We start from the raw sequence: 22,758 nt of genomic DNA on the forward strand, positions 1-22,758 counted from the left end.
GGCTCACCGAGGCTCAATCCACCCCGCCTGGCGCCGGTGACTTTGCATTGCGCGCCGCGGACCCTTCGCGAAAACGGCGGGGGACGGGATGGAGGCCGCCGCCGTAAAATCGCCGTTCGTTTTCGGTCTGCCCGCCGCGTCGCCCCCGGCTCGAAGGGAACTCCGGGTTCCGCGTCCCGGTGTCGCCGTTCTCCCGTAACGCTCGTCTTCCGGTGTCCCCTCACCCCGGCCGGTCTCTCTCACACCTGTTCTAACCGATTCGTTCTAGATCAGGATCTTGAGGGCTTTCCGGCTTAGGATTCCGCCGTGCCTGTGACTCCTGGGATCTACCGGCTGTTCGGTTGCCTCGCCGTCCTGGTCTCGGTGATCGTGCCGGTTCCGGCCGCCGCGCACGCCGCCGAGCCGGCCGCCGCCGCGCACGCCGTTGAGCCGGCAGCCGCCGTGTTCGCGACCGCGCCCGTCGACATCGTGCTGCCCGGCACCCGGGTCACCGTCCGGGAGGATTCCAAGGACGCGCTCAGGGTGACCTCTTACTCCTTCGGCAAGATGACCTACCTGCGTAGGGGGGCCGGGTTCACCCGGCAGGCCGCCTACCAGGAGATCACGGTCGCGCCGAAGGGGAAGAAGGCCCTCGCGGTGCCCACCTCCTACCAGAGCGGCTACGACTCGGTCGTCCTGCTCGACCTGGCGACCTCCAAGGGCACCAGGATCCGTACGGTGAGGAAGCCGCTCGTCGCGCACTACGCTCACTGGAACCGCAACGGCGGCAAGGCGGTGCTGACCGTCGAGAGGAAGAGCGGATCCGCGTGGGTGACCTCCGGGTTCGTGGTCGTCGACGCGGTCGCGAAGACCGCGAAAACGGTGACTGTGGCCAACGTCGACAAGGCCGCGAGGTTCCGGTGGAGCTCCGACGGCGTCGACGTCGTGGCCGAACACGCCGGTGGCACCCGCTTCTACGGGCAGGACGGCGCGATCCGCCGCACCCTGGCCAAGACCGGCAGGCCCGCCGGCGGGGAGGACGCCTTCACCCCCTCGGGGCGGGGCCTGATGACCTGGTGCCCGTCCAGCTACACCGAGCACGTCTGCGTCTGGGACCGCACCTCGGGCAAGCTCGCGGCCAAGGTGCCCGGCATCAAGCCGAAGGCCCTGTGGGGCTGGTGGGACGAGAAGCACTTCATCGCCGTCATCCCGTCCTCCGGCCACTACCAGGTGGTCCTGTCCACCCTCAAGGGCAAGACCACCCGGGTCCTGGCCGCCTTCTCCACCGCCGACTGGTCCAACAAGCTCTATCTCGGCTACACCCGGAAATGATCCGCGCGGTCCACGGACCTCGCGGATCTCACCGGCCTCACAGATACAGGCCGGTGCCGTTGTCGGTCTGCGGGGTGGCGATGGCGTGCAGGTCGCGCTCGCGCATGACCAGGTAGAGCTGGCCGTGGACCTCGACCTCGTACTGATCCTCGGGGTTGAACAGGACCTTGTCGCCGACCTTGACCGCGCGGGCGTTCTGGCCCGCGCCGCAGACCTCACCCCAGACGAGGCGGTTGGCCATCTTCACCGTCGCCGGGATGACGATGCCCGCCGTGCTGCGCCGTTCCTCGGACTCCTGCTCGATCTTGACCATGACACGGTCGTGGAGCATCTGGATCTCGAACTTCGGGTCACCCACAGCATGAAGTTTATGGGAACCGCGGAGCCGAGCCCGCTCGTCCGCGGACTCGGGTATGTCCGGAGGCACCGAGCGGGTCCGCGCGGGGGTGTCCGGGCGGGTCCGGGCACCGGGAGATCGGCGGGCGACGACACCGGTGATGGAGATTCGTCCGCCGAGTAGGATCCGGCGTTATGACGTCTCCCGAGCTCGTAAGCGGCTTCCTCGACTGGTATCTGGCGGCGAATCCCGCCTACGCCAACCTCGCGGGCGCACAGGGGTACGACAGAACTCTCGGCGACTTCACCGAGTCCGGCATCCTCGCCAGGGAGCGGGAGGCACGCCGCTGGCTGGAGCGGCTCCAGGAGGCTCGGGCGCCCGGGAGACCCGGGGGCGCCGAAAGTCCCGAAAGTCCTGAGAGCACCGGGACCGCCGGGGGCGCCGGGGGCGCCGCGGAGGCCGAGAGCTTCGAGGACGAGATCGACCGGGAGCTGGTCATGTCCACGCTGCGCGGCGAGCTCGCGTACGAGGCGTGGCCCGTCTGGCGGCGTGACCCGGCCGCCTACGTGGGGCCGATCTTCTCCTCGATGTTCGGGCCGTTCCTGCAGCGGCTGTCCACCGAGGCCGAGCTGGTGGACGCGGCCGTCGCGCGGCTGGCCGAGGTGCCGGACGTCGTCGCCGCCTGCCGGGCCAACCTCGATCCCGCCCTGGCGGCCCCGCTGCTGGTCGCGCGAGGGCTGGGCCAGTCGCGGACCGCCCGGCGCTTCCTCACCGAGACGGTCCCCGGCCAGGTCGCCGACGAGGCCCTGCGTGCCCGGCTGGCCGCGGCGGCCGAGCCCGCGGCGGCGGCCTTCGACGAGCTGGTGGGATTCCTCGAGGGGTTCCGGGCGACCGGCACCTGGCGGATGGGGGAGGAGCTCTACTCCACCCTGCTGCGCGAGAGGGAGATGCTCGGCTACGGCGCCGGCGAGCTGCTCAAGCGGGGGCAGGCCGCCTACGACGAGCTGGACGCGCGGATGCGCGAGGTCGCCGCCAGGCTGGACGGCGGCTCCGGCGACTGGCACGCGGCCGTCACCGAGCTCCAGGACGACCACGCGCCGACGCTGGAGGACATGCGGGCCGAGTACGAGGCCGAGACGGAGCGGGCCAGGAGGTTCGTCCGCGAGCGCGGCCTGGTGACCTTCGCGCGGGGAGAGGAGTGCCGGGTCGTCCCGTCGCCGGAGTTCCAGCGGCCCATCGTCGCCGTCGCCTCCTACATGTCGCCCCCGCCCCTGTCGACCTCCAGGATCGGGCACTTCTTCGTCCCGTTCACCCCGTCCTCGTTCACCGGGGAGCAGGTCCGCCAGCGGCTGCGTACCAACGCCAGGGCACAGATGCCCTCCATCGCCGTCCACGAGGCCTACCCCGGCCACCACTGGCACCTGTCGTGGATGGCGGACAACCCCCGGCCCGCCCGCAAGCTGTTCCGCACCCCGTACCTCACCGAGGGCTGGGGCCTGTACGTCGAGAAGCTCATGCACGAGCAGGGCTACTTCACCACCCCGGCCCAGGAGCTCGCCCACCTCGACTTCCGGCTCTTCCGGGCGGCCCGCATCGTCGTCGACACCTCGCTGCACTGCGGCGACATGACGATCGAGCAGGCCGAGGAGTACATGACCACGAAATCGTCGCTCACCCCCGGCACGGCCAGGGGCGAGGTCGACCGCTACTGCGCGTGGCCCACCCAGGCGCCCTCCTACCTGACCGGGGCTCTGGAGATCGACCGCATCCGCGACGACTACCTGGCCGCGGGCCGCGGCGACCTGCGGGCCTTCCACGACACGCTGGCCGGCTCCGGCGGGCTCCCCCTGGGACTGGCCCGCCGGGTCGCGCTGGAGGGCTGACCCGCGGTCGCGCCTACGTGTGGACGGGGGTGCGGCGGCGGGTCTCGGGGACGATCAGCGGGGTGCCGCTCTGCGGGTCCTCGATGATCTCGCAGCGCAGCTCGAAGACCTCCTCCACCAGCGCGGCCGTGATGATCGAGGCGGGATCGCCCTCGGCGACGATCCGGCCGTCGCGCATCACGATCAGGTGGGTGGCGTAGCGGCAGGCCTGGTTCAGGTCGTGCAGCACGGCGACCAGGGTCCTGCCCCGCTCGTGCAGGTCGGCGCAGAGGTCGAGCACCTCGATCTGGTGGGCGATGTCCAGGAAGGTCGTCGGCTCGTCGAGCAGCAGGATCGGGGTCTCCTGGGCCAGCGCCATGGCCAGCCAGACACGCTGGCGCTGGCCGCCGGAGAGCTCGTCCACGCAGCGGTCCGCCAGATCGGTCACGTCGGTCGACCTCATGGCCGCCGCCACCGCGACCTCGTCCTCGCGGGACCACTGCCGCATCAGCCGCTGGTGCGGGTAGCGGCCCCGGCCCACCAGGTCGGCGACCGTGATGCCGTCGGGCACGATCGAGCTCTGCGGCAGCAGGCCCAGCCTGCGCGCCACCTCCTTGGACGGCAGTGAAGTGATCACGGCGTCGTCCAGGTGGACGGCTCCCGTGCGGGGTTTGAGCATGCGGGCCAGGGCGCGCAGCATGGTGGACTTGCCGCACGCGTTGGGGCCGATGATCACGGTGAACGATCCGTCGGGGATCGTGACGTCCAGGTCGCTCGCCACCACGCGCTTGTCGTAGGAGAGCGTCAGTCCGGTGCCGTAGAGTCTCAACGTCGTTCCCTTCGCAGTAGAAACACCAGGTATATGCCGCCGATCGCGGCGGTCATGATTCCCACCGGCAACTGCACCGGCGCGAAGACACGCTGGGCGGCCAGGTCGGCGCCCACCAGTAATGTGGCGCCCGTCAGCGCCGAGGTGACCAGGGTGACGCCGGGGGAGCGGGCGATCCGGCGGGCCAGCTGGGGCGCGGCCATCGCCACGAAGATCACGGGTCCGGCGGCGGCGGTGGCGACTCCGCACAGCAGCACGCCGACGACGATGGCCATCGCGCGCACCGGCTCGACGCGGATGCCCGCGGCCTTGGCCGCGTCGTCGCCCATCTCCATCATCCGCAGCGGGCGCGACAGCCAGGCGCAGAGGGGCAGGAGCAGGACCAGCGCGTACGCGACCGGGATCGCGTGCTCCCAGCCGCGCCCGCTGAGGCTGCCGGTGATCCACGCCCCGGCGGTGGCGGCGTCGTTGATGTTGGCGCGGGTCAGCATGTACCAGTCGGCGGAGACCAGCAGCGCGTTGATCCCGATGCCGACCAGGATCAGCCGGTAGCCCTGCACCCCGCGCCGGAAGGCCAGGGCGTACACCACCAGCGCGGAGGCGACGCACCCGGCGAGCGAGGCTCCCGCGATCTGCCAGGCGGTGCCGCCCAGCACGACGGCGGCGATGCCCCCGGTGGAGGCTCCGGCGGTGAAGCCGATGAAGTCGGGGCTGCCGAGCGGGTTGCGGGTCAGACTCTGGAAGATGGCCCCGCTCAGCCCGAACGCGGCGCCGACCAGCAGGCCGGTCACGACACGCGGCGCTCGCAGGCGCCCCACGATGAGCTCGGCGGCCGGAGGCCCCTCGCCGAACAGCGCGGCCACGATGTCGGGGATGGGAACGGTGAACTCGCCGACGGACAGCGCGACCAGGCTGACGAGCACTCCCAGGGCGGTGACGGCGGTCCCGGCGGCGAGGCCGCGCGGCGAGAGCCGCAGCGACCAGGAACCCAGGCGCAGCGCGGTGGGAACGGCCTTGGGAAGGGCCTTCGGGGCGGTCGCCGGTGACGGGATGGTTCTCATAGGGCGGCGAGCCTCCGGCGGCGGGCGAGCAGGATGAACACCGGGGCGCCGACGACGGCGCACATGATGCCCACCTGCACCTCGGCGGGAGCGGCGATCACCCGGCCGAGGATGTCCGAGCCGAGCAGCACCACGGGGGCGAGCACGACGGTGTAGGGCAGGACCCAGCGCTGGTCGGGCCCCGTGAAGGCACGCACCGCGTGCGGCACGGCCAGCCCCATGAACCACAGGGGCCCGGCGGCGGCGGTGGCGGCCCCGCACAGCAGGGTGACGGCGATCGCGGTCAGCCCGCGCGTGCGGGCCACGCTCACGCCGAGCGCGCGCCCTGCCTCGTCGCCGAGCGCGAGGGCGTTGAGCGGCTTGGCGAGGAGCAGCCCGAGCACCAGCCCGGCCGCGAGGAACGGGGCGAGCCGTACCGCGACGTCGGCGCTGATCCCGGCGAGCGAGCCGGTGAGCCAGAACCGCATCCGGTCGAAGATCGCGTTGTCGGTCCGCAGGATCGCCGAGGCCGCGGCGTTGAAGACCATGCCCAGCGCGACACCGGCGAGCGTGAGCCGCACCGGCCCGCCGCCCGACCGCCCGGCGGAGCCGAGCGCGTAGGCCAGCGCGGCGGCGCCGGCCGCACCGGCGAACGCGAACCAGACGTAGAGGGAGGGGTCGCCCACTCCGAGCAGCCCGATCGCGACCGTCACGCCGAACATGGCGCCCTGGTTGACGCCCAGCAGCCCGGGGTCGGCGAGCGGGTTGCGGGTGAGGCTCTGCATCAGCGCACCGGCCAGTCCGAGCGCCGCGCCCACGCCGATGCCGATCAGGGTCCTCGGTACGCGCAGGTCCCTGATGACCGTGTGGTCCGCGGACCCGTCGGGCGCGAGCAGCGCGTCCAGCACCGTGGACAGCGGGACCGAGCGGGAGCCCACCGCGACGCTGACCATCGCCAGCAGCACCAGCGCCGCCAGCCCGGCCACCAACCCGGTCGCCAGCGCCACCGAGCGGCGTCTCGTCCCTCCCGCTCGCTCCGGACGCGTCACGTCCGGTTTCGCGACCGTGTCGGACGCGGCCGTGGCCACAGCGGCCCTGCTCACCGGGTACCCCTCTTCGTCGGTAATGATTAGGTAAGGCTAATCTAACGCATGAGTCATTTAGGTAAGCCTAGCCTTTGGAGTCGCAAATGTCCCTACCTGTCCTGCCGCGGCGGGGATTCATGGCCGCGGGCCTCGGTCTCGTGTTCGTCCTGGCGGCCGCGTGCGGCAGCGGTGCGGAGACGGCCGCGGCGCCGGGCGGCTCCCCGGCCGCCGCCTCCCCCACGGCGGGTCCGTGGACTTTCACCGACGACCGTGGAAAGAAGATCGACACGCCCGAGCGCCCGGCCCGGGTCGTCGCCCAGGTCGGCGCCGCCGCGGCCCTCTGGGACTTCGGAGTCCGCCCCGTCGCCGTCTTCGGGCCGCACAAGCTCAAGGACGGCACGAAGGACCCCCAGGCCGGCGACGTCGACATCACCAAGGTCGAGTCCATCGGCAACGTGTGGGACGAGTTCAACGTCGAGAAGTACATCTCGCTCCAGCCGGACCTGCTGGTCAGCGGCATGTACACCAAGGACGCCCTCTGGTACGTGCCGCAGAAGTCCGCCGCCACCATCGAGCAGGTCGCGCCCACCCTCGGCGTCAGCCTGATCGGGATGTCGGTGCCCAAGCTCATCGAGAGGTACGGGCAGGTCGCGGCCGCTCTCGGCGCCGACCTCGACGCCCCCGAGGTGACCGCGGCCAAGGCCAGGTTCGACGCCGCCTCCGCCGCGCTCGCCACCCCCGAGGCCAAGGGCCTGAAGGTCCTGGTCATGGCGGGCGGGCCGGAGGCGATGTGGGTGGCCAACCCCGACGACCACGCGGACGTGCGCTACTTCAAGGAACTCGGCCTGGACCTGGTGGTGCCGGAGAAGGTCGACGACAGCGGCTACTGGCAGACCCTGAGCTGGGAGAACGCCGACACCTACGAGGCGGACGTGATCCTGGTGGACGCCCGCACCCAGTCGATGCGGCCCGAGGAGATGAAGAAGAAGCCGACCTTCGCCGCGCTGCCCGCGGTCAAGGCGGGGCAGGTCTACCAGTGGCACGCCGAGGAGCGCTACAGCTACCAGGGCTACGCCGACGTGCTGGAGCAGCTCCACGCCGACCTCGCCAAGGCCAAGAAGCTCTAGCCGGATCAGGCGTAGGTGCCGCGGACCTCGACGATGTCGGCCAGCGGGAACTCCAGGTAGTCGCCCGCCTCCTCGCACCACGCGTCGAGCACGCCGCTGCGCAGCTCGCCGTGGCTGATGGTGGCGGTCAGACCGTCGGTCAGCGTGATCGCCGCCCGTACGCCGCGGTCGACGACGAAGCCGAGCAGCGACTGCTGGGCGGTCGGCAGGCGGGAGGCCATCCGGCCGATGACCGCCCACGTCCTGCCGGCGGACTGGGAGGCCTCGCCCTCGGCGACGAGCAGGCGCTGGGCGTGCTCGTGCGGGTCGGGAGGTGGTTCCACCAGCGGGTACGAAGGCTGCTCGAACTCGGCCACCCGGCCCCCGGGAAGCAGGATCAGCCGCCCGTTCTGCGGTTCCTCGACGCGGGCCCTGCGGATGGTGATCTCGCCGGTGTCCTCGATCGGCACCGGCGCGTAGCCGTTCTCCCGCAGCGCCGCCAGGGTCTTGTCGGCGGGCACCGAGCTGGCCAGCACGGTCGGGGCGAGCAGCCGCAGGCCCAGCCTGCCCAGCCGCCGGTGCCCGGCGATCTCGGCGAGCAGTGCCGGGTCGGAGGCCTGCACGATGCAGGCGACGGTGGTCACCGTGACCTCGCCGTGCCGCCTGGCCACGTCGTGTATCAGGTAGTCGAGGGGCTGCGGCACCGTGCCCACCTCCGCGAGGTCGGACAGCAGGCCCTCGGCGGTGTAGCCGGAGTCCATGGCCCGGCGCACGCTGGCCGGGGTGAACCGCCACACCGAGGCCGCGCCCCGCGACTCGCGTTCCGCGGCCCGGTCGAGCAGCTCGGCGAGCTCCCCGGCGGGCGGGCCGGTCACCACGGCGGTGAGGTCGGCACCGAAGAGCGCGCTCCGCCGCACGCTGGCCAGCGCCCTGGTGGAGCACTCGACCAGCACGGGGTCGTTCTCCACGATGGGCGACGAGTCGTCGATCTCGTCGCCGGGGAAGGCGTCCAGCCCGGCCATCGCCCGGCCGAGGTCGGTGATCGTGTCGAGGGCGACCAGCCCGAGCATGCGGGCCTCCTCCAGTACGGCGGGGGCGCACTCGGCCAGCAGCGACTGGTCCAGCAGCGGGGCGTGCCAGTGCGCGGACCTGACCAGCCCCGCCCGGTCGACGCACGCCGTGCTGGCGGGCAGCCGGGCCAGCACGCCGAGCAGCGCCCGCCGGGCGCGGGCGACCATGGCTCCGGCCGGGTCGTCGCCGAGCACCGTGCCGTACTTGCCGTCGACCTTCCGCAGCGACGAGCGCTCCATCCGCCACCACGCCGACAGCAGCACCCTGAGCCTGGCGGCGGCGTCGTCCAGTCGCCAGCGGTCGAACTTCTCGGTGGGCACCAGCCCGCCTGCGGACTCGTCCCAGGCCAGCAGCCGGGCCACCGCGCAGACCTCGAGCAGCAGCCGGGTCTCGTCCTCGTCGCAGCCGGTGTCCTTGGCCACCCGCCGGACCTCGCGCACCCCGACCCCGCCCGCCTTGAGCAGCGGCAGCGGGAACTTCGCGGTGTTCTCCAGCATGGCGGCGCAGCGCTCCACCACGTGCGGGGCGGCCAGCGTCATCAGGTGGTCGACGGCCTCGGGGTCGACGGGGATGGTGGCGAGGTCGGGCGGGACGGGGGTGAAGGGCGGGTGGTAGTCGGGGCCGCGCAGCGCGAGCGCCACCTCGCGGGGCATCTCGGCCACGTTCCAGCTGGGACGGAAGAGCAGCCCGTGGTCGGCCGCCCACTTCTCGGGGGCGCCGGGCACCACGAACCTGCCGCCGTCCACGTCGCGGACCGGGCCGTCCCAGGCGAACTCGTCCAGCAGCCGCCTCGCGCCCTCCGGGGCCCTCTCCAGCAGCGCGGTCACCCGCGCCGGGTCGGAGAGGATCTCGGTGACCCTGGTGACCGTGCGCCGCTTGGGGCCGTGCGGCAGGCCGAGCGTCCTGGCCAGCCCGCGCAGCGCGTCGGCGCTGACCGTCCAGGAGTTCAGATAGTGGGGGAGCGGCTCGCCGAGCCCGCAGGGCGCCGCCCACCACCGGGCGACCCCCTCCGCCACCCGGATGCGGCCCTCGCCGTCCGGCCACGCCAGCGCGTGGTCGAACAGCAGGTCGAGCCAGGGCGACACCTCGGCCTCGGGCACGCCCATGAACCGGGCGACCGTCTCCGGCCCGGCCTGCTCGCCGAGGGCGAGTGACGCCTGCGCCACCTCCAGCGAGGGCAGCGGCAACCCGCGCATGACCTCCATCACCGCGAACCCGTTGCCCAGCCGCTGCGCCAGGGTGTCCAGGCGGCGCGGCCACGGTGGGGCGATGGCGTCCAGCCGGTTGGCCAGAACTCGGGCGAGCCGTTCTTCGTCGAGGGTTTTCAACCAGCCGAGCAGGTGATCGTCCATCTCGCAGCTCTCTCAGGAATCTCGCGCGGGGACTCTCCGTGAGCCATAAACATCCACGGTAATGCAGAGGGCATCTCTGACGGCATCTACCGCGCAGAATGCGATGCGTTATAGAGCTCTACGTCCGGTTCTGATCGGTCCCGGGGCCGCGAGGCGGGAGGGGTGGCGGCCCCGGGACCGATCGGCGCCTCTGGAAGGGGAAGGGGCGGCGCCGTCCGGAAGGGGTTCGGTGGAGGTCCTGGAAAGGCGGGGGAGGTCGCCGGGCTCTGGGAAGACCCGGGGACCCGGGGGTACGGGCGGGCCGGAGGGCGTTCCGCGGGCCGGCCGGGGGAAGGGGGCCGTTCCGGCGGCTCGCCCGGGGAGGGATCGCGGGCGGTGAGGGAGCTACGGGCGGGGACTACGGGCGGTCGAGGGGGTCGGGCTCCTGGGGGAGGCCCGTTCTGAGGACGGCCCACACGATCTTGCCGTACGGGGCCAGCGGTGCCCAGCCCCAGCGGAGGCTCAGCGACTCGACGATGTGCAGCCCGAGACCGCCGATGTCGAGGGGAGAGGGGTCGCGGAGCGCGGGGAAGCCGGCTCCCGGGTCGTTGAGCGTGCAGGCGACCAGCTCGCCGCGCCGGAGCAGGGAGAGCCGGATCGGCTCCCTGGCCCGCGACTCGGCCAGTCTCAGGCCGTGTCTGAAGGCGTTGGTGGCGAGCTCCGAGACCACCAGCTCCATGTTCTCGCTCAGTTCGCCGAGGTTCCATCCGGTGAGGGTGCCCGTCGCGAAGCTGCGGGCGGAGTGGACGGACTCGGCGTGGGGCGGGAGCACGAAGGTGGCGCCGGCCATGGCTGCCGGGGATCCGGAAAGGAGATCGCGCGCGGAATCGGGCCACCAGCCGGCGGGGGGCCACCAGTCGAGCGCCGTCCATGACGTTGACGCTCGGGGGGGCGCGGTTTGGGCGGACTGCACAGCCGTCATCATGCTGCAAACTCCCGTGCAGGTGCAAGAGCGAATGCACGTGCATAAGGTCTGTGCAACCGCTACCGTTACCCATGATTGGGTGATTACGGACGAAAGGGGATCTTGGTCGTGGCCGAGGATTCTTAGGTCACGAAGTGACAGACTGTCGATCAGGAAAGCGAGCGAGGAGCACCACGTGTCCATGGATCCGCCCGGTACCGGTTCCACTGTTCGGCGAATCATGCTCGGAGCGAGCCTGCGCCGGCTGCGTGAGGAGAAGGGGCTCACCCGTGAGGCCGCGGGATTTCACATCCGTGCCTCCGAGTCCAAGATCAGCCGCATGGAACTCGGCCGCGTCGGTTTCAAGACACGTGACGTGGAAGACCTGCTCACCCTGTACGGCGTGCTCGACGACGCAGAACGGCGCGGCCTGCTGGAGATGGTCCGCGAGGCGAACACCCCGGGCTGGTGGCACAAGTACGGCGACCTGTTGCCGCACTGGTTCACCACCTACGTGGGGCTGGAGGAGGCGACGAACATGATCCGCACCTACGAGGTGCAGTTCATTCCCGGCCTGCTGCAGACGTCCGCCTACGCGCACACCGTGATCCGGCTGGGCTACCCGGACGTGCCGGAGGCGGAGATCGAGCGTCGTGTGCATATGCGCATGCAGCGGCAGGATCGCCTGACGAAGAAAGACGGCCCCCGGTTGTGGGCGGTTATCGACGAGGCGGCCCTGAGGCGTCCCATCGGAGGCAAGGAGATCATGCGTGAACAACTCCAGCACCTGCTGGAAGTGTCCTCGCTCCCCAACATCACCCTTCAGGTGATGCCCTTCCGATTCGGCATGCACGCGGCCGAGGGTGGTGCGTTCAGCATCTTGCGGTTTCCCGAGTCCGACCTGTCGGACGTCGTCTATGTCGAGCAGCTCTGGGGTGCCCTCTACCTGGATAAACGTGAGGATATCGATCCATACCTCACGGCCATGGAGCAGTTGTGCGTGGAAAGCACCACGCCCGGGGGCACCGCCGAGATCCTCGGCGACCTTCTCAGAGAGATGTAAATGAAGCAGACCTACAACGGCATGCCCGCCACTGACCTTGCCGGGGCCAGCTGGCGCAAGAGCCGCTACAGCAACTCGACGGGTAACTGCGTCGAACTGGCCGAACTGTCGGATGGCAGCATCGCGGTCCGTAATTCGCGTTTCCCCGAGGGGCCTGCCCTGATCTACACGCGAGATGAGATTCGCGCCCTGGTGCTCGGGGTGAAGGATGGGGAGTTCGACGGTTTAACGGTGTAACACCGTTTTTACATCAGGGCCGCCAGGTTAACCGTGGCGCGCCTGTGACGTAACCGGGGGAGTGGATCGGCACGGAAGAGTTTGAGATCACAGTGATTGGGGGCTCAAACCGTGCTCGACCAGATGACCTTGTATCCGGTTGCCGACGACGTGTTGTTCGCACCAGGCGGGCGCGTCGTGATCCGCACTTACGGCGTCGCCTCGGCGGCGACCGGGGAGGGTACGCCCACTCCGGTGTCCTACCGCACATGGGTCACCGGAGTGCGCGACCAGCCGCGTTACTGGCGTTGGGGTCACTTCGAGGACGCCTGCCACGGGCATCGCAAGGTCCTCGAATGGCTGACCGGCCGGGGCCCCCAGCCCGTCGAGCTCGCCGCCTGAACGAGGTCTTCCCTCCGTACGGCGTGATCGCGCCCGGCAGGGACGCGAGGCGCCCGAACGAGACCTTCCCGTCGTACGGTGTGATCGCGCCCGGCCGGGACGCGAGGGCCGGGAGGTTTCTCGCGGGCCCGGGGCGCGGGGCTCTCCTCGCGGCGCCCTGCCCGGCTCCGGTCGCGCCCCGGCCCTTCCGGGGTCAGACGGGGGCGTTCCAGGCGAGGACCACCGGCTCGCCGTGCTCGAAGCCCAGCCGGGAGTAGGTCCCCGTGTCCAGACGGAAGAGACGCCCGTCCTGCGGGGGCAGTCCGAGCCAGCGGGCGCACAGCACCCGCAGGTAGTGCCCGTGGGCGACCACGACCACGTCCCCCTCCACCGCCCTGGCGCGGGCGATCACCCGGTCGGCGCGGGCGCCGACCTGCTCCGCGCTCTCTCCGGGATGGCCGGAGTCGCCGGGGACGACACCGTCGCGCCACAGATACCAGCCGGGACGGCTCTCGCGGATCGTGGCGGTGGTGACGCCCTCGTAGCCGCCGTAGTCCCATTCCCACAGGTCGGGCTCGGTCTCGGGGTTTCCGATCCCGGCCAGTTCGGCGGTGTCCCTCGCGCGCCTGGCCGGGCTCACCAGGGCCAGGTCGAACGCCCGGCCCGCGACCAGCGGGGCCAGCGCCCGCGCCTGGTCCTCGCCCTTGGCGGTCAGCGGCAGGTCGGTGAGCCCGGTGTGCCGGCCGTCCCGGCTCCACTCGGTCTCGCCGTGCCGCAGCAGAGTCATCTGGTTCATCGTGGTTCCCATCATGCCGGTACGGATGGCTCGCCGGTGACCCGCCGGTGGCATATCGGTGGCCTACCGGTGGCGTGTCGGTGGCGCGCCGGCGGCTGGGCGTGGAACACCCTCCGGGGCACACGATCACGGTGGGAGAGCGTGCGAAACTGGATCGGTGACGTTATCTGTGGGTCTGGTAGGCGCCGGACCGTGGGCCGAGATGGTGCACGCGCCGATGCTGGCGGCTGGTCCGAACACGCGTCTGGCGGGCGTGTGGGCCCGTCGTCCCGAGGCCGCGGCCAGGTTCGGCGCCCCGGTCTTCGAGCGGATCGAGGAACTCTTCGACAACTGCGAGGCGGTCGCGTTCTCGGTGCCGCCCGCGGTCCAGGCCGAGCTGGGGGTGCGTGCCGCCAAGGCGGGCAAGGCGCTGCTGCTGGAGAAACCGCTCGCCGCCGACCTGGACGGAGCCCGGCGGCTGGCCGAGGCGGTCGCCGAGGCGGGCGTGGCCTCGCAGATGGTCCTCACCTGGCGTTACTCGCCCGCCACCCGTGCCTTCCTGGCCAGGGTCTCGGCCATCGAGCCGTTCGGCGGGAGGGCGGCCAACATCTCAGGGGCGATGCTCGGCGGAGCCTTCGCCACCTCCTGGCGGCTGGAGCGCGGCGCGATCCTCGACGTCGGCCCGCACATGATCGACATGCTGGACGTGGCGCTCGGCAGGGTCGTCGGGGTCCGGGCGCACGGTAACCCGCTGGGCTGGGTCGGCCTGCTGCTGGAGCATGAGACCGGCGCGGTCAGCGAGGCGTCGCTGTGCATGAGCGTGCCGGGGGAGAACCCGCCCTCCGACGTCGAGATCTACGGGCGTCTCGGCAGGGAGTCCCTGGACGGCACCCGGTTGGGCTCCGACGTCTTCTCCCTCATGCTCGCCGAGTTCGCGCTGACCGTACGGCGCGGTGGCGGCCACCCGCTGGACGCCGCGCACGGCCTGCGCCTGCAGGAGATCATCGCCGCCGCCGAGGAGCAGCTCGGCTGAGGAGCGGCTCGGCTGAGGAGCGGCTCGGGTCGAGGAGCGGCTCGGGTCGAGGACGGTTCGCCGCAGGACACGGCCGAGCACCCCCTGACACCGGGGACCCTGGGGGGACCTCCGGGGGGATTGATACCGTTCGTCTGACGCGCAGCGTGAGCGAAGTCCGGTGTGAGCCCGGCGCTGTCCCGCAACTGTCATGGCCCCCCCCGGGGTCGAGCCAGGTCGCCTCCGCCGCGTCGACGACGACCCTCGTGGAAAAGGGTGACCCGTCTCCTTTGGGTCCCTCGGTTCCGGCAACTGAAAGGACCTCGTGTGAGGCCCGTACGCAGCGCCCCCGCTGCCCTTGCTGCCCCCGCCGCCCTCGCCGGTGCCCTGCTCGCCGCGCTGACCCTCGCCGGATGCGGCCAGAGCACCCCCGCCTCACCCCCCGCCACCTCCGCGAGCGTGGCGGCCACCCCCTCGGCGGCGGGATTCCCCGTCACCGTCGAGGCGGGTAACGGCCCCGTCGCCGTCGCCAGGAGGCCGGAGCGGATCGTCTCGCTCTCGCCCACCGCCACCGAGAGCCTGTTCGCGATCGGCGCCGGACCCCAGGTCGTGGCGGTGGACGACCAGTCCAACCATCCCGCCGAGGCGCCGAAGAGCGACCTGTCCGGCTTCAAGCCGAACGTGGAGGCGATCATCGCCAGGAAGCCCGACCTGGTCGTGGTCGCCAACGACGCCGACAGCGTCGTGGCCGCGCTGGGCAAGGTCGGCGTCCCCGTGCTGCTGGAGCCCGCCGCCACCAAGCTCGACGAGGCCTACGACCAGATCACCGATCTCGGCGCCGCCACCGGCAACGGCGACAGGGCCGCCGAGCTCGTCGCCGGGATGAGGAAGCAGCTCGACGAGATCACCGCCGCCGCGCCGAAGAACGCGAAGCTCGCCTACTACCACGAGCTGGACACCACTCCCTATTCGGCCACCTCCACCACCTTCATCGGACAGATCTACGGGCTGTTCGGCATGACCAACATCGCCGACGAGGCTCCCGACGCGGCCGGTGGCTACCCCAAGCTCTCCGCCGAGTTCGTCGCCAAGGCCGACCCCGACCTCGTCTTCCTGGCCGACACCAAGTGCTGCGGCCAGTCCAGGGACACCCTCGCCAAGCGTCCCGGCTGGTCCAAGCTCTCCGCCGTCAAGAACGACCAGGTGGTCCTTCTCGACGACGACGTCGCCTCCCGCTGGGGGCCGCGCGTCGTCGACCTCGCCAGGCAGATCGGCGACGCCGTCCAGAAGGTGGCGGCAGGCTGACCGGCGTCAAGAAGACAAGAAGAAACGAGAAATGCTCTCTCCCCGCCCCGAAGGACGAGGCGTCCGCCCCGGGCACCCGGTGAGTCCCGGCGACGCGGCCTCCGGGTCGTCGTCCCTCGGCACGGACACCGGCAGAGGCATCGGCACGGGCTCCGGTACCGGTACGGACTCCGGCACCGGCAAAGGCACCGGCACGGACACCGGCACCGGTGCGGTCTGGGAGGCCGGTGGCCAGGGCAGGCAGGCGGCACGGCTGAGCCCGCTGGTGACGCTCTCGGCCGTGGTCGTGCTCCTGGCGAGCATGTTCGCCGGGCTGCTGGTCGGCGCGGCGGGCATCGCGCCGCGCGGCGTGATGCTCCAGCTGCTCGACTGGCTGCCGTTCGTCTCGGTGGACTCGGGGCTGGCCCCGGTCGAGCTGGGCCTGCTGACCGAGCTGCGGCTGCCCCGGGTCCTGCTCGCCGCGATCGTCGGCGGCCTGCTGGCCGTCGCCGGAGCCGGGTACCAGGGCGTCTTCCGCAACCCGCTCGCGGACCCCTACCTGCTGGGAGCCGCCGCGGGCGCGGGTCTGACGACCACGGCGGCGATCGTCTTCACCGGCGGCGACATCGAGGCGATCGGCATTCCGGCCGCGGCCTTCGCCGGGGCCGTCGGCGGCGTGCTGCTCGCCTACGCGCTGGGTAGCGCGGCGGGCCGGGGCGGCGGCACCGCCACGCTGGTCCTCGCGGGCGTCGCGGTCACGTCCTTCCTCACCGCGATCCAGACGTTCCTGCAGCAGCTCAGGGTGGAGGAACTCCAGCGCATCTACGCCTGGATCCTCGGCGACGTCGGCGGAGGCTGGGCCCAGGTCACGCTCGTCGCCCCGTACGCCGCCGTCTCGGTGGTGGTCATACTGCTGCACGGCAGGCTCCTCGACGTGCTCTCGGTCGGCGACGACGAGGCGGTCACCCTCGGCCTGAACGCCGCCCGCGTCCGCCTCGTCGTCCTGCTCGCCGCCTCGCTGGCCACCGCGGCGGCCGTCGCGGTCAGCGGGCTGATCGGCTTCGTCGGCCTCGTCGTGCCGCACGTGGTCCGCCGCCTGGCCGGGGCGTCGTACCGGATCGTGCTGCCGATCTCGCTGATCGGCGGGGCCGCCTTCCTGATCCTCGCCGACCTGGTCGCCAGGACCGTGCTCGCCCCCGCCGAGCTGCCCATCGGGGTGGTGACCGCCTTCGTCGGCGCGCCGTTCTTCGTGGCCGTGCTGCGCGTGACCCGCCGGGTGGAGACGTGACGCCCCGCGCGAGCGGCGGGGGGAGGGCGCCGGCCCGCCCGTACGGTGAGCGCGCCATCGGGACCCGCGCGCCGCGCGAGGAGAAGTCGCGCGGGGAGAAGTCGCGTGAAGCGGAGAAGCGGAGGGGAGACCGGTGAGCCACCTCGTGGTGAGGGACCTGTCGGTCGTGCTGGACCGGCGCGCGGTGCTGTCCGGCGTCGGCCTCGACGTACGGGACGGCGACTGGCTCGCCGTCATCGGCGCCAACGGCGCGGGCAAGTCCACGCTGCTGCGCGCCCTGGCGGGAGTGCTGCCCTTCGAGGGCGAAGTGCTCGTCGACGACGTGCCGCTCAGGCGGCTCAAGCCCAGGGAGCGGGCCAGGCTGCTGGCCTGCGCCCCGCAGTCCCCGGCGCTGCCGGCCGACATGACCGTGTTCGACTACGCCCTGCTCGGCCGCACCCCGTACATCCCCTACCTGGGCCGCGAGAGCCGCCACGACCGCGAGGTGACCGGGTCGGTGCTGGAGCGGCTGGACCTGTCCTCCCTCGCCGCCCGCCCGCTCGCCCACCTGTCCGGCGGCGAGCGCCAGCGCGTCGTGCTCGCCAGGGCGCTGGCCCAGCAGGCCCCGGTGCTCCTGCTCGACGAGCCCACCACGGCCCTCGACCTGGGGCACCAGCAGCAGGTGCTGGAACTCGTGGACCGGCTCCGGCTGGCCGACGGGCTGACCGTGGTCACGACCCTGCACGACCTGAGCCTCGCGGGTCAGTACGCCGATTCGATGATGTTGCTCTCGGGCGGCCGGGTGGCCGCCTCCGGCACCCCGGCCGAGGTGCTCACCGGGGAGCTGATCGGTGAGCACTTCGACGCCCGTGTCCGCGTCGCGGCCGGTCCCGGCGGCAGGCCCGAGGTCCACCTGGAGCGCCCTTGAGCGGGACCGTGACGACTCGGAGGCGTTCGTGAGCGGGTTCGAGGTCCGCCCGGACGTCGACGGGCGGAGCCGGGGGCCACACGGAGCGTCCCTGAGGCTGAGCCACCGCGAGGAGGACGGCGCCCGGCTGGCCGCGCTGCTGTGGGAGTTCGGCCCCGGCTGGCGGGCGATCTCCTCGGCCATGGTCGGCGGCGGCATCGGCCCGGCCGCCTGGATGCTCAACGCGCAGGTGGTCGCCGGATACTCGCGGATGGACCCGGTGGACCACCTGCTGGAGCTGGCCCCGCAGGGCCCGGGGGTCGGCATGCTCACCGCGGCCTCGGTCGACCACTTCACCCGGGCCCGCGACGGGGGAGCGGAGGTCGTGGCGACCGTCGGCCTGCGCGTCCCCACCTGGGCCGCCGCCCCGGAAGGCGCCGCCGACCCCGAGCTGGCCCCCATGTTCCTGCCGGGAACGGTCAACATCGCGGTCGCCGTACCGGTCGCCATGAGCGACGCCGCCCTGGTCAACGCGGTCATGACGGTGACCGAGGCCAAGACCCAGGCACTGCTGGAGGCCGGTTTCCCCTGCACCGGCACCGCCTCCGACGCCGTCTGCGTGGCCGCCCCCGACCGTGTTCCCGGAGGCCCCGAGGAACTCTTCGGCGGCCCCCGCTCCACCTGGGGCGCCCGCATCGCCCGCGCCGTCCACACCGCCGTCCTCCAGGGCGCCCACCGATGGTCGAACCGTGACGCATCGGCTACTTAAAGTAGGGAGATTGCGGGAAGTAGCATGTGGGCGAGGGCGAGACTCCCGATACTGAGCAGGTGACCGCGATGGCGACGACGGAGCCGACGACCAGGCGGACGGTTCTCCACGGAGAGCCGCCGTTCACTGTCGACGACCTGCTCACGTTTCCCGACGACGGGAACCGCTACGAGCTCTTCAACGGGAGCCTACTGGTGAGTCCCTCTCCTATTCCCCTGCACCAGCGTTCGATCTTGCGTCTCGCGCGAATCCTCGAAGACGCCGCGCCGCCGGAGTTCGAGCCGCTGCCGGACGTCAACCTCCGGGTGAGCAGGCGCGACTTCTTCATCCCCGACCTCGTCGTGGTGCCGACGGAGGCCATCGACAAAACAGAGCTGATGTTCGCACCACGCGACATCCTCCTGGCCGTCGAGATGGTCAGCCCGAGCACCCAGGCGCGAGACCGCCACCTCAAGAGGGCCGCCTACGCGGCGGCGGGGATCCCCGCCTACTGGCGGATCGAGCTGTCCGAGGGGCCGTCCGTCCACGTTCACGAGCTCGCCGGTGACGAGTACAAGGCGGCGGAGAAGCACGAGGCCGGAGAGGTGGCGAACCTGCTCGCCCCGTTCGAGGTCTCCTTCGATCCCGCCGTGCTGCTGCGTCCCCGAAGCTGAGAGGACCGAGTCCGAGAGGGCGGACTTCTCCTGCGGACCGATCTTCGTACGGTATACGTTGTCGCGCCGGGGGTCCGCTCAGGATTAGACTTTGCGTAACTGTCCGCGACGGGGCGTGGGCGTGACGATAGGCCGTAAAACGGGATGGTCAAGACGGGGTGGCGATGCCCTGCTCATGGCCTTTCACTGGTGATGGCGGAAAAGAAAGTCAAGCCCTCGGGGCTGGACGGTTCACTTATTCACCCTCGTTTGCGACCCTGGTCCTATCCCCTGTAGGGAGTGGCGATGCGGCGGTTCGGTTCGGCGCTGGTGGTGTTCGGCGGGCTCTCCTTGGTGATCGCCGGGGTGACCCCCGCCCTGGCTCACGAGCACCCCAGTGGAATCACCGACCTGGTGACCCCCGCGGTGGTCAGGATCGAGGCGACGGCGAAGGTCGACATCACGTTGCTCGACCACATCGGCGAGCTGGTTCACGTGGAGCGTTCCTACGAGGTGCCGATCGGCAGCGGCACCGGCACCGTGATCAACCCCGAGGGTGGCATGGTCACCCTCACCCGGGTGGTCGAGACCGACCGTGACGTCCGGATCTACGCCGCCAACAAGATCTTCGCCGCGCACCACAAGGTCAAGATCCCCGAGGACTTCGAGCGGCACAAGCTCAAGGACGACCAGCTCAACCACCACCTGCAGAAGTGCTACCCGCCCAAGCAGCCCACCGCCACCTGCATCATCGACGTCACCACCGAGATCACGGTCTTCCCCAACATCTCCTCCGCCGACAAGGAGGGGTTCAAGGCCGAGATCGCCCGTACCGGTGACAGGCCCGACAGCCCCGCGGTGCTGAGGCCCGTCGGCCGCGCCGACGGGAGCGCGGGCCTGCCCACCGCCCCGCTCGCCGCCGCGGTGCCCGCCAAGGAGGGGTCGCCGGTGGCGGTCGCGGGGTTCACCGGGCGGCCCGCCGCGAACCTGCCGGAGACCGTCGACATCGCCCACCTGCGGGCGGGCGGCGCCGGAGAGGGCGGCCGGGAGTTCAAGGACCCGGAGAACAAGGTCAACGAGCCGGAGAAACTGGGCGCCCTGGTCGACAAGGGCCTGCTCGGCGGCCCGGTGATCGAGGACAAGAAGGGCGAGATCGTCGGCCTGCTGCTCGGCGGCGGCAAGGACGCCCGGATGATCGGCATCCGCGAGATCACCAAGGCCCTGGCCGAGGCGGACGTCGCGCCCGCCAGAGGCCCGATCGACGCCGCCTTCGAGCAGGCGCTGACCCGCTTCCACACCCACTACTACGGCGACGCCGTCCCCGCCTTCCAGCGCGTGCTCGAGCTCTACCCGGGCCACACCGTGGCGGCCGCGCACCTGAAGACGTCGCAGGCCAAGCGCGGCACCGCCGAGGACGAGGCCACCAAGAGGGCGGCCGCCTCCACCGGCCTGCCCCGGGGGGGCCCGCCCCTGTGGCCGTTCCTCGTCGGCGGCGCCCTGCTGGTGCTCGCCGTGCTGACCACCGCGATCCTGCTCTGGCGTCGCGGATCGCAGGACCCCGACGACCCCGAGCCCGAGCCGAGTCCGACCGCGCAGACCCGGCCCCCGGTCCCGACCTCGCCACCGATACCGATACCGACACCACCGCGACCGGCTTTCGACGAGCAGGCCGACTCCACGGTCGTCGTCGGCCGCTCCTTCCCGGCGCTGCCCAAGATCTCCTCCACACCCGGCCAGCCGGTGCTGGTGGCACGCGATCCGGGTCACAACAAGGCTCCCGGCCACGACACGGGGCCGGGGGCCGCCACGGGGCCGGGAACGAAACCCGGCGACACGGTGGTGCAGAGATACTGCACGGGCTGCGGGATGCGGCTGGGCCCCGCCCACAGCTTCTGCGCCTACTGCGGCCAGCCGACCAAGACGTGATGTCCGTGAACGACAGGGCGCTGATCGGCCGGGAAGTGGCCGGCTACCAGATCGAGGACATCATCGGCAAGGGCGGCATGGCCGTCGTCTATCTCGCGATCGACTCCAGGCTCAACCGCCGGGTGGCGCTGAAGATCCTCAATCCGCTTCTCGGTGAGGACGACCGGTTCCGCCAGCGCTTCGTGCTGGAGTCGCGCACGGTCGCGAGCATCGACCACCCCAACATCATCCCCATCTACGAGGCCGACAGCGCCGACGACGGCACCCTCTACATCGCGATGCGTTACGTCGACGGCCCCGACCTGCGCAAGCTCTTCTACGACCGGGGGCCGATGCCGGTCAGCCAGGTCAGCCGGATCTTCGCCCAGGTGGCCGCCGCGCTCGACACCGCGCACGCCCACGACCTGGTCCACCGCGACGTCAAGCCCGCCAACATCCTGATCGCCGCCCACACCGAGGGCGACCACGCCTATCTCACCGACTTCGGCATCACCAAGCACCGCACCTCGATCTCCGGGCTGACCCAGACCAACCAGTTCATCGGCACCCCCCGATACATGTCGCCCGAGCAGATCAACAAGGAGCACATCGACGGCCGCTGCGACCAGTACGGCCTGGCCTGCGTGGTCTACGAGGCGCTGTCCGGGCGGCTGCCCTTCCAGCGTGACAACGAGATCGCCCTGCTCTGGGCGCATCTCGCCGAGACCCCCACGCCGCTCACCACGCTCCGTCCCGAGCTGCCGCTCGAGGTCGACGGCGTCATGATGCGGGCCCTGGCCAAGTCGCCCGAGCAGCGCTACGACACCTGCGGCCAGTTCATCGCCGACCTGCGCGACGCGATCGGCGGCGCCGGCCAGCCGTACCAGCTCGTGCAGGCTCCCTACGCGCCGACGGCACAGACGGCGTCCAGGACGTCCGAGACGACCGAGGCGTCCGGCACGCGGAAGGCGCCGAAGAAGAAGCCCGCGGCCGGCGGGAAGGGCATCCTCATCGGCGCGGCCGTGGCGATCACGGCGATCGTCGCGCTGGTGGCGGTGCTCGCGACGTTCCTGCGCGGCGACGACACCTGGGTGGCGTACGAGGGCTCGCCCGCGGTGCCGGTCGCCTTCCAGTACCCCGGGACCTGGACCCTTGAGCCGCACGCCGACGTGTTCGTGGCGGCCTCGCCGAAGGTGGAGCAGTTCCGCGCGCTGTTCGCCACGCCCGTCACCGCCGACTGGGCCGCGGCGAACGAGATCATCAAGGACGCCCCCCAGGACGCCGCCGGCTTCTACGCGCAGACGCTCGACACCCTCGACCCGTTCAGCGGCGCCAAGCAGCTGCAGGAGACGCTGCAGTCCTCGCTTCCCGGGACGGTCAGCGTCTTCTCCCAGGTTGTCCAGGTGAGCGTGGGCGGGCGAAACGCCTCGCGCCTGCAGGGGACGATCGCCGACCCGCAGCGCGGCGGCCAGCTCGAGTTCACCGGCTGGGTCGTCGAACGGCAGGACGAGCCCGCCCTCCTGATCTACTTCTGCTCCTCCGGCAGGTGTGACGACGCGGTCGCCAACCGGTTCGTGCGGAGTGTCTCGTTCCCGGCGTCCTGACCCGCTG

At 71.5% G+C, this 22,758-nt stretch carries 21 protein-coding genes; 14 read left to right on the plus strand and 7 right to left on the minus strand.

Features of this window, described 5'->3' with window-relative positions:
* Positions 1–306: 306 nt before the first annotated feature.
* Positions 307–1,311 carry a hypothetical protein gene (locus ACTOQ2_RS00255; protein WP_440097618.1) on the plus strand — a complete coding sequence of 335 codons (1,005 nt, stop codon included), beginning with the start codon at positions 307–309 and terminating at the stop codon, positions 1,309–1,311.
* Positions 1,312–1,348: 37 nt separating this feature from the next.
* On the opposite strand, the gene ACTOQ2_RS00260 is transcribed toward ACTOQ2_RS00255, so the two are convergent.
* A complete protein-coding gene (locus tag ACTOQ2_RS00260) occupies positions 1,349–1,669 on the minus strand; it encodes a GroES family chaperonin (RefSeq protein WP_344748144.1) in 321 nt (106 codons plus the stop codon).
* A 173-nt stretch (positions 1,670–1,842) separates the two neighbouring features.
* Here ACTOQ2_RS00260 and ACTOQ2_RS00265 point away from each other — a divergent pair, with 173 nt between their 5' ends.
* Entirely contained in the window at positions 1,843–3,531 is a 1,689-nt protein-coding gene (locus ACTOQ2_RS00265) for a DUF885 domain-containing protein (protein ID WP_440097619.1), read from the plus strand.
* A 13-nt stretch (positions 3,532–3,544) separates the two neighbouring features.
* On the opposite strand, the gene ACTOQ2_RS00270 is transcribed toward ACTOQ2_RS00265, so the two are convergent.
* From ACTOQ2_RS00270 to ACTOQ2_RS00280, 3 genes are read right to left on the minus strand one after another with little or no spacing between them, the layout of a single operon-like run.
* Positions 3,545–4,339 (minus strand): ABC transporter ATP-binding protein, encoded by a 795-nt coding sequence (locus ACTOQ2_RS00270; RefSeq protein ID WP_440065398.1) that lies wholly within the window; start codon positions 4,337–4,339, stop codon positions 3,545–3,547.
* Entirely contained in the window at positions 4,336–5,400 is a 1,065-nt protein-coding gene (locus ACTOQ2_RS00275) for a FecCD family ABC transporter permease (protein WP_440097620.1), read from the minus strand. The genes ACTOQ2_RS00270 and ACTOQ2_RS00275 overlap by 4 nt, the downstream gene beginning before the upstream one ends.
* Positions 5,397–6,482, minus strand: a complete 1,086-nt coding sequence (locus ACTOQ2_RS00280; protein WP_440097621.1) for a FecCD family ABC transporter permease — start codon at positions 6,480–6,482, stop codon at positions 5,397–5,399. The genes ACTOQ2_RS00275 and ACTOQ2_RS00280 overlap by 4 nt, the downstream gene beginning before the upstream one ends.
* Before the next feature lie 86 nt (positions 6,483–6,568).
* Here ACTOQ2_RS00280 and ACTOQ2_RS00285 point away from each other — a divergent pair, with 86 nt between their 5' ends.
* Positions 6,569–7,591: an ABC transporter substrate-binding protein gene (locus ACTOQ2_RS00285; RefSeq protein ID WP_440097622.1), complete on the plus strand. Its 1,023-nt coding sequence runs from the start codon at positions 6,569–6,571 to the stop codon at positions 7,589–7,591.
* A gap of 5 nt (positions 7,592–7,596) precedes the next feature.
* Here ACTOQ2_RS00285 and ACTOQ2_RS00290 read toward each other — a convergent pair whose 3' ends face one another.
* The gene (locus tag ACTOQ2_RS00290) at positions 7,597–9,993 is read right to left on the minus strand and encodes a helicase-associated domain-containing protein (protein WP_440097623.1); all 2,397 of its coding nucleotides are present in this window, start codon (positions 9,991–9,993) and stop codon (positions 7,597–7,599) included.
* A 397-nt stretch (positions 9,994–10,390) separates the two neighbouring features.
* Positions 10,391–10,822 carry an ATP-binding protein gene (locus ACTOQ2_RS00295; protein ID WP_440097624.1) on the minus strand — a complete coding sequence of 144 codons (432 nt, stop codon included), beginning with the start codon at positions 10,820–10,822 and terminating at the stop codon, positions 10,391–10,393.
* Positions 10,823–11,138: 316 nt separating this feature from the next.
* Here ACTOQ2_RS00295 and ACTOQ2_RS00300 point away from each other — a divergent pair, with 316 nt between their 5' ends.
* From ACTOQ2_RS00300 to ACTOQ2_RS00310, 3 genes are all read left to right on the plus strand, one after another.
* Entirely contained in the window at positions 11,139–11,999 is an 861-nt protein-coding gene (locus tag ACTOQ2_RS00300) for a helix-turn-helix domain-containing protein (RefSeq protein WP_440065473.1), read from the plus strand.
* Positions 12,000–12,236, plus strand: coding sequence for a DUF397 domain-containing protein (locus tag ACTOQ2_RS00305; protein ID WP_344749145.1), 237 nt, complete (start codon positions 12,000–12,002; stop codon positions 12,234–12,236). It begins immediately after the preceding gene.
* A gap of 177 nt (positions 12,237–12,413) precedes the next feature.
* Positions 12,414–12,617 carry a hypothetical protein gene (locus tag ACTOQ2_RS00310; protein WP_350970701.1) on the plus strand — a complete coding sequence of 68 codons (204 nt, stop codon included), beginning with the start codon at positions 12,414–12,416 and terminating at the stop codon, positions 12,615–12,617.
* A 193-nt stretch (positions 12,618–12,810) separates the two neighbouring features.
* Here the strand turns inward: ACTOQ2_RS00310 and ACTOQ2_RS00315 are convergent, their stop codons facing one another.
* The gene (locus ACTOQ2_RS00315) at positions 12,811–13,392 is read right to left on the minus strand and encodes a histidine phosphatase family protein (RefSeq protein ID WP_440097625.1); all 582 of its coding nucleotides are present in this window, start codon (positions 13,390–13,392) and stop codon (positions 12,811–12,813) included.
* Positions 13,393–13,549: 157 nt separating this feature from the next.
* Here ACTOQ2_RS00315 and ACTOQ2_RS00320 point away from each other — a divergent pair, with 157 nt between their 5' ends.
* From ACTOQ2_RS00320 to ACTOQ2_RS00355, 8 genes are all read left to right on the plus strand, one after another.
* On the plus strand, positions 13,550–14,404 hold the full coding sequence (locus ACTOQ2_RS00320) for a Gfo/Idh/MocA family protein (protein ID WP_362676871.1): 855 nt from the start codon (positions 13,550–13,552) through the stop codon (positions 14,402–14,404).
* Positions 14,405–14,710: 306 nt separating this feature from the next.
* Positions 14,711–15,688 (plus strand): ABC transporter substrate-binding protein, encoded by a 978-nt coding sequence (locus tag ACTOQ2_RS00325; protein ID WP_440097626.1) that lies wholly within the window; start codon positions 14,711–14,713, stop codon positions 15,686–15,688.
* Between the two features lie 31 nt (positions 15,689–15,719).
* On the plus strand, positions 15,720–16,955 hold the full coding sequence (locus tag ACTOQ2_RS00330) for a FecCD family ABC transporter permease (protein ID WP_440097627.1): 1,236 nt from the start codon (positions 15,720–15,722) through the stop codon (positions 16,953–16,955).
* A 133-nt stretch (positions 16,956–17,088) separates the two neighbouring features.
* Positions 17,089–17,862 carry an ABC transporter ATP-binding protein gene (locus ACTOQ2_RS00335; protein ID WP_440097628.1) on the plus strand — a complete coding sequence of 258 codons (774 nt, stop codon included), beginning with the start codon at positions 17,089–17,091 and terminating at the stop codon, positions 17,860–17,862.
* A gap of 91 nt (positions 17,863–17,953) precedes the next feature.
* A complete protein-coding gene (locus ACTOQ2_RS00340) occupies positions 17,954–18,610 on the plus strand; it encodes an adenosylcobinamide amidohydrolase (RefSeq protein ID WP_440098067.1) in 657 nt (218 codons plus the stop codon).
* Positions 18,611–18,678: 68 nt separating this feature from the next.
* Entirely contained in the window at positions 18,679–19,263 is a 585-nt protein-coding gene (locus tag ACTOQ2_RS00345) for a Uma2 family endonuclease (RefSeq protein WP_440097629.1), read from the plus strand.
* Between the two features lie 285 nt (positions 19,264–19,548).
* Entirely contained in the window at positions 19,549–21,168 is a 1,620-nt protein-coding gene (locus ACTOQ2_RS00350) for a hypothetical protein (protein WP_440097630.1), read from the plus strand.
* Positions 21,168–22,751: a serine/threonine-protein kinase gene (locus ACTOQ2_RS00355; RefSeq protein ID WP_440097631.1), complete on the plus strand. Its 1,584-nt coding sequence runs from the start codon at positions 21,168–21,170 to the stop codon at positions 22,749–22,751. The genes ACTOQ2_RS00350 and ACTOQ2_RS00355 overlap by 1 nt, the downstream gene beginning before the upstream one ends.
* The last annotated feature ends 7 nt before the right edge of the window (positions 22,752–22,758 follow it).

The organism is Streptosporangium sp. H16 (assembly GCF_051918855.1).
Lineage (GTDB): Bacteria > Actinomycetota > Actinomycetes > Streptosporangiales > Streptosporangiaceae > Streptosporangium.

Coding starts and splice junctions, on each gene's coding strand:
- ACTOQ2_RS00330 (WP_440097627.1), top strand. CDS start 15,720: ATGCTCTCTCCCCGCCCCGAAGGACGAGGCGTCCGCCCCGGGCACCCG.
- ACTOQ2_RS00295 (WP_440097624.1), bottom strand. CDS start 10,822: ATGGCCGGCGCCACCTTCGTGCTCCCGCCCCACGCCGAGTCCGTCCAC.
- ACTOQ2_RS00355 (WP_440097631.1), top strand. CDS start 21,168: ATGTCCGTGAACGACAGGGCGCTGATCGGCCGGGAAGTGGCCGGCTAC.
- ACTOQ2_RS00315 (WP_440097625.1), bottom strand. CDS start 13,392: ATGAACCAGATGACTCTGCTGCGGCACGGCGAGACCGAGTGGAGCCGG.
- ACTOQ2_RS00265 (WP_440097619.1), top strand. CDS start 1,843: ATGACGTCTCCCGAGCTCGTAAGCGGCTTCCTCGACTGGTATCTGGCG.
- ACTOQ2_RS00285 (WP_440097622.1), top strand. CDS start 6,569: ATGTCCCTACCTGTCCTGCCGCGGCGGGGATTCATGGCCGCGGGCCTC.
- ACTOQ2_RS00275 (WP_440097620.1), bottom strand. CDS start 5,400: ATGAGAACCATCCCGTCACCGGCGACCGCCCCGAAGGCCCTTCCCAAG.
- ACTOQ2_RS00350 (WP_440097630.1), top strand. CDS start 19,549: ATGCGGCGGTTCGGTTCGGCGCTGGTGGTGTTCGGCGGGCTCTCCTTG.
- ACTOQ2_RS00300 (WP_440065473.1), top strand. CDS start 11,139: ATGGATCCGCCCGGTACCGGTTCCACTGTTCGGCGAATCATGCTCGGA.
- ACTOQ2_RS00290 (WP_440097623.1), bottom strand. CDS start 9,993: ATGGACGATCACCTGCTCGGCTGGTTGAAAACCCTCGACGAAGAACGG.
- ACTOQ2_RS00305 (WP_344749145.1), top strand. CDS start 12,000: ATGAAGCAGACCTACAACGGCATGCCCGCCACTGACCTTGCCGGGGCC.
- ACTOQ2_RS00345 (WP_440097629.1), top strand. CDS start 18,679: ATGGCGACGACGGAGCCGACGACCAGGCGGACGGTTCTCCACGGAGAG.